Annotated in this window: 2 protein-coding genes and 1 pseudogene; all 3 read right to left on the bottom strand. The window is 63.3% G+C overall.

The genetic code is table 11. The features are described 5' to 3' along the window. Positions 1-1649 (bottom strand): annotated as a pseudogene (locus tag ACRCSW_RS09670) (transketolase family protein); the annotation flags it as partial. A 78-nt stretch (positions 1650-1727) separates the two neighbouring features. Beyond that, positions 1728-2372 carry a fructose-6-phosphate aldolase gene (fsa, locus tag ACRCSW_RS09665; protein ID WP_438704596.1) on the bottom strand — a complete coding sequence of 215 codons (645 nt, stop codon included), beginning with the start codon at positions 2370-2372 and terminating at the stop codon, positions 1728-1730. 72 nt (positions 2373-2444) lie between these two features. Continuing rightward, the coding region (locus ACRCSW_RS09660) for an ABC transporter permease subunit (RefSeq protein ID WP_438704594.1) at positions 2445-2695 on the bottom strand (251 nt) is incomplete at its 5' end.

Below are 2695 nucleotides of genomic sequence, written 5' to 3'. Positions count from 1 at the left end.
GCTGCCTCGGCCAGCACATACCCGCCCTTGGCGACCATGTTCTGGTTGGTATGGACCTTGCGGACCGCCGTCAGGTTCTGGCGGCTGAGTGAGAGGACCGTGGGGGTCTTGGTCGCCATCAGCGCGACTTCCTATGCCTCGGCCACCTCCACCAGATCGGCGGGCCGGATAACCATGGTGTTGGGCGTCGCGCGGCTGATCGCCAGATGTTCGACCGGCTGGTGGGTCGGGCCATCCTCGCCGAGGCCGATGGAATCGTGCGTCATCACATAGACGACCGGCACGCCCATCAGCGCCGACAGCCGCATCGCGGGACGGGCATAGTCGGTAAAGCACATGAAGGTGCCGCCATAGGGTCGGATGCCCCCATGCAGCGCCATGCCGTTCATTGCCGCAGCCATACCATGCTCACGGATGCTGAAGTTCACATAGCGGCATTTGCGATTGCCGGGCTCGAATACGCCAAGGTCAGGCGTCTTGGTGTTGTTCGAGCCGGTCAGGTCCGCTGACCCGCCGATGGTTTCGGGCATGATCGGATTGATTGCGACCAGCACCTTTTCCGAAGCGGACCGGGTGGCGAGCTTGGGCATGTCCGCCACGGCCTGCTTTTTCACCGCGCGGATCGCGGCGGCGAGTTTGGCAGGTGGGGAACCGTGGAAGACGCGTTCAAATTCGGTTTTCTTCGCTGCCGGAAGCGCATCAAGCCGTGCATGCCACTCAACATGGGCCTTGGCCCCGCGCGCGCCCAGACCTTCCCACCAGCGCTTGATGTCCGCCGGGATTTCGAACGGCCCATGCGGCCAGCCATAGGCCTCTTTCGCCGCCTTCAGCCGTGCCGGGTCCGTCAGCGCCCCGTGCCCCTTGTTGGTGTCCTGCGCGGCATGCCCCAGCGCGATATGCGTCTTGCAGGCCACCATCGCAGGACCGGGGCTGGCTTTCGCCGCCGTCAGCGCGCGATCGATGTCGACAGGATCATGGCCGTCGCAAGCGAACACATCCCAGCCCGAGGAGGCAAAGCGCGCCTTCTGGTCGGTGACGTCCGCAATGGAAACCTTGCCGTCGATGGTGATGCCATTGTCATCCCAGAGGAAGATCAGGCGGCTCAGCTGCTGCTTGCCCGCCAGCGCCAAAGCTTCCTGGCTGACGCCTTCCATCAGGCAGCCGTCGCCCGCGATGACATAGGTGTGGTGATCCATGCTCTTGGCGCCGAACCGGGCGCGCAAGCTCTCCTCGGCAATCGCAAAGCCGACCGAATTGGCGATGCCCTGGCCCAGCGGACCCGTCGTCGTCTCCACCCCCGCGACATGGCCGTATTCCGGGTGGCCTGCCGTGATCGACCCCCATTGCCGAAAATCCTTGATCTGCTGCAGCGGTATGTCGGCATAGCCGGTCAGGTACAGAAGGCTGTAGATCAGCATCGAGCCATGCCCCGCCGACAGGATGAACCGGTCGCGGTCTGGCCAGCGCGGGGCGGCTGGATCAAACTTCAGGTGCTTTTCGAACAGGACCGTCGCCACATCCGCCATCCCCATCGGCATCCCCGAATGCCCCGAATTGGCCGCCGCTACGGCATCCAGGGTCAGCGTCCGGATCGCACAGGCGCGCATCCAATGGTCGGGGTGACGGGTGCGCAGGGCCTGGATATCCATTCTAGTTTGCCTTTGATGATCGCGTTGAATGATCTGCAACGGCTTTGCACTCGCAAGGCTGCCACAGCAAAATCGGCGTCAGCGCTGCGCTGCCGTCCAGTCAGACATGAACTTTGCCAACCCCGCATCGGTCAGGGGATGCCGTGTCAACCCACGCAACACGGCCGCCGGGGCAGTCACCGCATCGGCCCCGGCCTTGGCTGCCTCGCCCATATGATTAGCCGAGCGCATGGAAGCCGCGAGGATCTTGGTTGTGTAGCGCTGGACGTCATAGGCTTCCCGGATATCCCGGATCAGCCGCATCCCGTCGAGGTTGATATCGTCCAACCGGCCCACGAAAGGCGAGATGTAACTCGCCCCTGACTTCGCCGCTACAATCGCTTGCACCAGCGAAAAGCACAGCGTGACGTTTACCTTGATGCCGGACGCGACGAAGGCACGGCAGGCGGCTAGCCCGTCTTCAGTCAACGGGACCTTGACCACGACATTGGGGGCAATGGCTGCGAGCGCCTTGCCTTCGGCCACCACTGCCTCGGTCGCGGTGGAAACCACCTCGGCGCTGACCGGGCCAGACGTGATCGCGCAGATCTCGGCAATCACCTCAGCCATCTTCCGCCCCGATTTGGCAATCAGGCTCGGGTTTGTCGTCACGCCGTCCAAGAGGCCAAGGCCCGCCAGCTGTCGCAGTTCGGACACCTCGGCAGTGTCAGCAAAGAAATCCATCTCAGGGGGTCCTTCTAACGTTTCGAATGGCAGCGGCAGGCCTGGATCGGCCAATCGGATGAACCGACTGGGTCAGGCGCCCTGCGAAATCCGTGATCGGAAGTGGTCCAGAACGACGGCCATGACAATCACCAGACCGGTGATGATCTGCCGGACAAAGTCGCTGAGGCCCAAAAGGATCAATCCGTTCGCCAGAACCCCGATGATGCAGGCGCCGAAGAGGGTCCCAATGACCGATCCTTTGCCGCCCGCAAGCGAGGTGCCGCCAATGATGACCGCCGCAATGGCATCAAGCTCGAAAGCGACCCCGGCGATTGGCGACG

This window comes from Tabrizicola sp. (assembly GCF_051645465.1).
Lineage (GTDB): Bacteria > Pseudomonadota > Alphaproteobacteria > Rhodobacterales > Rhodobacteraceae > Tabrizicola.
The sequence above is the reverse complement of the archived record's forward strand: the minus strand, read 5'-3'. Positions and strand labels throughout refer to the sequence as shown.